At 48.0% G+C, this 5,417-nt stretch carries 5 protein-coding genes and 1 pseudogene; 4 read left to right on the forward strand and 2 right to left on the reverse strand.

Features of this window, described 5'->3' with window-relative positions; translation table 11 throughout:
• Window positions 1-79: 79 nt before the first annotated feature.
• Both AC3DOM_RS15300 and AC3DOM_RS15305 read right to left on the reverse strand, forming a co-directional pair.
• Window positions 80-418: a stress response translation initiation inhibitor YciH gene (locus AC3DOM_RS15300; RefSeq protein WP_487919911.1), complete on the reverse strand. Its 339-nt coding sequence runs from the start codon at window positions 416-418 to the stop codon at window positions 80-82.
• On the reverse strand, window positions 418-1,668 hold the full coding sequence (locus tag AC3DOM_RS15305) for an AI-2E family transporter (protein WP_487919912.1): 1,251 nt from the start codon (window positions 1,666-1,668) through the stop codon (window positions 418-420). Before AC3DOM_RS15305 ends, AC3DOM_RS15300 begins: the two co-directional genes overlap by 1 nt.
• Before the next feature lie 368 nt (window positions 1,669-2,036).
• Here AC3DOM_RS15305 and AC3DOM_RS15310 point away from each other — a divergent pair, with 368 nt between their 5' ends.
• From AC3DOM_RS15310 to AC3DOM_RS15325, 4 genes and pseudogenes are all read left to right on the forward strand, one after another.
• Entirely contained in the window at window positions 2,037-2,999 is a 963-nt protein-coding gene (locus AC3DOM_RS15310) for an AAA family ATPase (protein WP_487919913.1), read from the forward strand.
• A gap of 6 nt (window positions 3,000-3,005) precedes the next feature.
• Window positions 3,006-4,316: a DUF58 domain-containing protein gene (locus AC3DOM_RS15315; protein WP_487919914.1), complete on the forward strand. Its 1,311-nt coding sequence runs from the start codon at window positions 3,006-3,008 to the stop codon at window positions 4,314-4,316.
• Complete coding sequence (locus tag AC3DOM_RS15320) at window positions 4,292-5,200, forward strand: MBL fold metallo-hydrolase (RefSeq protein WP_487919915.1); 909 nt, start codon at window positions 4,292-4,294, stop codon at window positions 5,198-5,200. The genes AC3DOM_RS15315 and AC3DOM_RS15320 overlap by 25 nt, the downstream gene beginning before the upstream one ends.
• Window positions 5,201-5,261: 61 nt before the next feature.
• A pseudogene (locus AC3DOM_RS15325) lies at window positions 5,262-5,417 on the forward strand (ornithine carbamoyltransferase); the annotation flags it as partial.

The following is a 5,417-nucleotide window of genomic DNA, read 5'->3' on the forward strand; positions in this document are numbered from 1 at the left end:
CCCAACCAACTGATTCGAAGTCAGCTACTCTATCCATTGAGCTACGGGTGCGTGGCGGCTATTATACCTCCGATGGTCTTTAGCCTCCAGCGATTTTGGTCTTATACCCCAACTTATTCAGAACTTCTGCAATCTTTTCCCGATGCTCTCCCTGGATTTCGATCACGCCAGCCTTTACTGTCCCACCGCTGCCACAGGCCTGTTTAAGTTTTTTCGCCAGGGCTTTCAACTCTTTTTCAGGAAGGACAAGATTCTTTACCAGTGAAACGCCTTTTCCTCCACGTCCTTTCGATTCGCGGTGAAGGTAAACTATTTGTTGAGTAGCTGGTAGCGATTTAGTTGAAACCGATTGATGACTCTTTTGACGTACGTCTCCCTGTGAGGAAGACCAGACGGTGCGATCGTTTTCCTTTGACATCAATCCTCCGGCGGGGAAGGGTCGGCGGACTCTGCCTTGGGCTGGTTACCATTTTTTTTGCGGGGCAGCCGACCGAAGAAAGAGCGTACCGATTCCAGCACTTTCAGCGAAGATGCCGGCTCTACTCGCTTTTCTTTCTCAGACCAGGGGTCTCTATCCAGCATCTTCCGGGCAACATAGCGCCCGAATAAAATGAAGGTGGCCAACATCGGGGCAGCAATGATAATCCCGAGAATGCCGATCAGATCGGCGAAGACCAGGGCAGAGACTAACACAGCGGCGGGGTGAACGCTGAGCGCATCGGCCATGATCCTGGGGGTGATCAGACCATCCAGCAGCTGGTCAAAGATCAATGCAATCAGGATGACGGTTAACGTATATGCCCATGGTTCCATACCAAAGAGTTTGAACGTCTGAATATAGCTGACCAATGCCAGCGCAATCCAGACCAGGGCCGGTCCAATATAAGGGAGGAATTTGGAAAGACCTGCCAGGAGGGCCAGCCCGATGGCATAGCGCACGCCCAGAACACTGAGCACAAACAGATAAAAAAGGAATGCCAGGGTAAAAATGATAATTTGTCCGCGCAAAAATGCATTCCAGATCCGCCCAAGTTCCTGACCAAGCTTGTTCATATCATCCACATAGCCGGGAATTTCAACCTTGACAAGGTTTTTGCGCAGACCACCACTTTCAGACAAAATGAAATAGGATACCAGCATTACAAAAGCCGACAGCCCAAAAAATCCTGCAGCGCCAGTCGCCAGCGATCCGAGAACCTGCCCGGTGCTACCTAAAACAGGCTGAACATATCCAAGCAGTTCCTGGCTAACGGTCTCAAGATTTAATCTACTTAAATCAAGTGGGAAAGGAGATGATTCGGTGACCCATTTGACTGTATTATTGACCGTGGTTGGCAATTCATCGAGGCTATTTTGCAATAAATCGATCAGGCTTTGTATTTGAGAACCAATTCCCCAACCTCCCAGCGTAAGCAGGGAAGCGATGATAAGGATCAATAAGAGATAGGTGACCCCCACGGACATCCGCCAGGAAAGATGCGTTATCCGATCAATCAATGCTGCAACAGGCTGAAAAAGATAGGCCAGGATAAAAGCGATTGCCAGCGGAACGATCAGGGTCTGGAAACGTATCAATAATGCCGTAATGATTGTGATCGTCATCAATGTTACGATCAGCTTGGTCATAGAATTCCAGCTTGGAGATGCAGATGGGTTAGATTGGGTCATAGGGTATCCAATTGAGTATATGAACGAATAGCTAAAGAATACTTCAGGGACGGAGAAATAGCAAGAAATTCAATAAATGGGAGTGGCTATTTTCGTGTGTAATTAAAATAATGACCTGCTCTGGCTGGATTTGTAATCCAGCCATTTTCCTATGTAAGCGGGGATTACAAATCCCCGCAGGGCCATAGCTTTGCCACTTTGATACACACCGATTTAGCTACTCCCCAATAAATTCTATCAGGTTATCGAAAAAAAACCGGCGTTTTAGAGGGTCGGGAAATTTACTTGCCCATCCCATTAAAAACCCTTACAATCAGGCTGTCATATTCCAATTATTAAAACGTCCAACAACAGCAAGAGGATTTTCTATGATAGATCTACAGGAATTCGGAAAACGATTAATCACCAATCTCGAAGAGGTCATTATCGGCAAACGCCCGGCTCTGGACCTCATTACAATCGGGCTTCTCTCTCAGGGACATATCCTCATCGAAGATGTGCCCGGCGTTGGAAAAACGGTTCTTGCACGGACGCTTGCAAAATCGGTCGCGTCCACGTTTAATCGAATCCAGTTTACACCGGATATGCTCCCCAGTGATGTAACAGGTGTTTCCATCTATAATCAGGAGACCCGCAAATTCGAGTTTCGCCCTGGACCCCTTCTCGGACAAATCGTTCTCGCCGACGAAATTAACCGCGCTACTCCAAAAACTCAGGCTGCCCTTCTGGAAGCCATGGAAGAAGGACAAATTACGGTGGATGGGGTCACTCACCTCCTGCCACATCCCTTCATGGTTCTGGCTACACAAAACCCGATAGAATATGAAGGGACCTTCCCCCTCCCTGAAGCACAACTCGATCGATTCCTGCTCCATCTCCAACTTGGTTATCCCAGCATCTCCGACGAGATCCGCATTCTTGAAAAACAGCAAATTCAACACCCAATTGAAACCATTCAGGCCGTCGTAAGCAATGAAGAAATCCTGGAGGCTATTGAAGCCGTCAAAGAGATTTACGTATCTGATGCGGTCAAACGGTATATTGTCGAATTAACAACACAAACCCGCCAGAGTGGAGATATCCGCCTGGGCGCAAGCCCGCGTGGCAGCCTGGCCCTATTCCGCACTGGACAAGCCCGCGCCGCGCTGCGTGGACGCGATCACGTCCTGCCAGATGATATCAAAGCTCTTGCCGTACCTGTCTTGGGACATCGGATCATCATTGGCCCTGCTGCACGCATGGGTGAACTCAGCCCAGATCGGATCGTACGGGAAATTGCCCACAGCATCCCTGTTCCAGGGGGAGATTTTCAAATTGCTACAAAAAGCTGAAAAATAATGAGAGCCAACCGCATTTTCGTATATTTGCTCTTCCTCGGTAGTCTCATCGGCGTCCTATTGACCCGGGCATCTATTTACATGCGCCTGTTTTATTTAGCATGCCTAATCATTGGTGGCAGTTGGCTTTGGGTCAGGCTTTCTATCGCCGGACTTAAACTCACCCGCTTGTCGCGCTCTCTACGCGCCAACGTTGGAGATAGTTACAAAGAAAATTTTGAAATATCGAATATGAATCCCTGGCTGTGTCCATGGGTTGAAATTCGCGACGAAACCGACTTGCCCACCTCCGCCGGTTCCCGGCTCCTGGTGGGGATCAAAAAACGGAATAAACATTCCTATCTCGCCCACACCTGGCTCACCCAACGAGGTGCCTTTTCTTTGGGGCCGACAACCCTCATCACCCGCGACCCTTTTGGATTATTCAACATGATCAAAACCTTTCCATCTGAGTCTGAGCTGGTTATATTACCCTTCATTGCAAATGTGGATTTCTTTCCCACTTCTCCTGGACTGCTGCCCGGTGGCAAAGTTGTCCGGCAGAAAGCCCTCGGAATCACTCCCCACGCCGCTGGCATCCGAGAGTATGCGCCCGGGGACGCTCTTCGCCGAATCCATTGGCCCACATCCGCGCGTAAACAACGTTTGATGGTCAAGGAATTTGATCAGGACCCGCAATCGGAAATCTGGATATTCCTCGATGCAGAAGCTGAAGTTCAGGCATCGCTCGTGGACGAGGACCTGGCTTTTCGTTGGGACGGATGGATGCTTGGCAACAGACCGGATTTTAAAATTCCTCCGTCATCCTTTGAATATGGCGTGGCAATTGCCGCCTCCCTGGCTCATTATTTTATTTCTCAAAGGCGTGCGGTGGGACTTGTCGCTGCAGGCCAGATAAATATTGCCATACCCGCTGACCAAAGCTTCCGCCAGGAAGAGAAAATATTGGAAACACTCGCATACGTAAAAGGTGAAGGGAATTTATCGATTGACGGCCTGGTCGCAGCCCAGGCAGGGCAACTGCTTCAAGGAAGCAGCGTGGTCATAATTACACCCTCTGTCCGGCCCGAGGTTATGCATGCAGTTGACGATCTCTTACGCCGGAATTTGCATCCAACTGTAGTATTATTGGATGCTGGTTCCTTTGGCAGCCCAGATTCCAATGATGCCTTTGTAGAATCGTTGAATAATATTAATGTGCCTGTTTGCCATATTACTTGCGGCGCTGATCTGGGCTCCGGTTTATCTGGTGTCTCAAAAAATTATCCATATCAGGAGACAAATCGGTGGTTCACCCCGTCCACACCCTAGACCTGAATTTTCAAAATCGCAAGAATGCGATCTCGGCCTATCTTGTTCCACATTCAGAAGGGGCTCTACTGGTTGAATCTGGCCCCGGTTCTACGACCGATGCTCTTCAAAAAGGAGTGGAGTCGCATGGGCTGAAAATTGATGATATTACCCATGTATTATTGACTCATATCCACCTTGATCATGCGGGTGCGGCGGGATGGCTGGCGCAACAGGGAGTCCAGGTTTGCGTACACCCCGTTGGAGCGCCGCATTTGCTCAACCCCGGAAAACTGATCGCCAGCGCAACTCGGATCTATAAAGATAAAATGGATCAGCTCTGGGGAAGGTTTCTCGCAGTGCCTGAAGATAAACTAATGATTTTGGAAGATGGGCAAAAAATCGTCGTTGGTGATTTGGATATTACCGCGATCCATACTCCGGGTCATGCAGAACATCATATCGCCTATGGGATTGAGCGTGATATCGTTTTTACCGGGGATATTGGCGGCATGCGAATGCCTGGTTCAGACTTCGTCATCCTGCCCCTTGTTCCACCAGAATTACATCTTGAAAAATGGCGAGCCAGTCTTGAAAAACTACTTTCCCTAAACTTTAATCGAATTGCCCCAACTCATTCTGCTGTTTTTGGAAATGCAGAGGAACATTTGGATTTAACTATCGCCGCAGTTAATAACGCAGCCTTTTTGGTTGACGAGGTAATGCCAACCGAGCCAACCATTGAAGAGTTTATTGAAATAATTAAAGTTAGAATGAGAGAAGAAGCTTTTTCCAAAGGTGTCAGTGAAGAAGAATTCAAAACTCTTGAGGTAACCAACCCCCTTTACATATCCGCTGCAGGTTTAATGCGATACTGGAATAAATTTCGCCAGCCAAAAATCTAATAACTTTCCATAAAGATTTCTTTGTGGTAAGAAATAAAATCATTAAACGAAGGAACCCAAAATGAAAGATTTTCTCGCAATATCTGATTACGCTACAGAAGAACTTCAGGACCTGCTCGATCTGGCTGTAAAATTGAAAAAGGAATATTTTGACGGAGGCAATCCACCCCTTGCAAAAGGCAAGGCGATGGCAATGATCTTCCAAAAGCCCAGCCTG

The organism is Candidatus Desulfolinea nitratireducens (genome assembly GCF_982879505.1).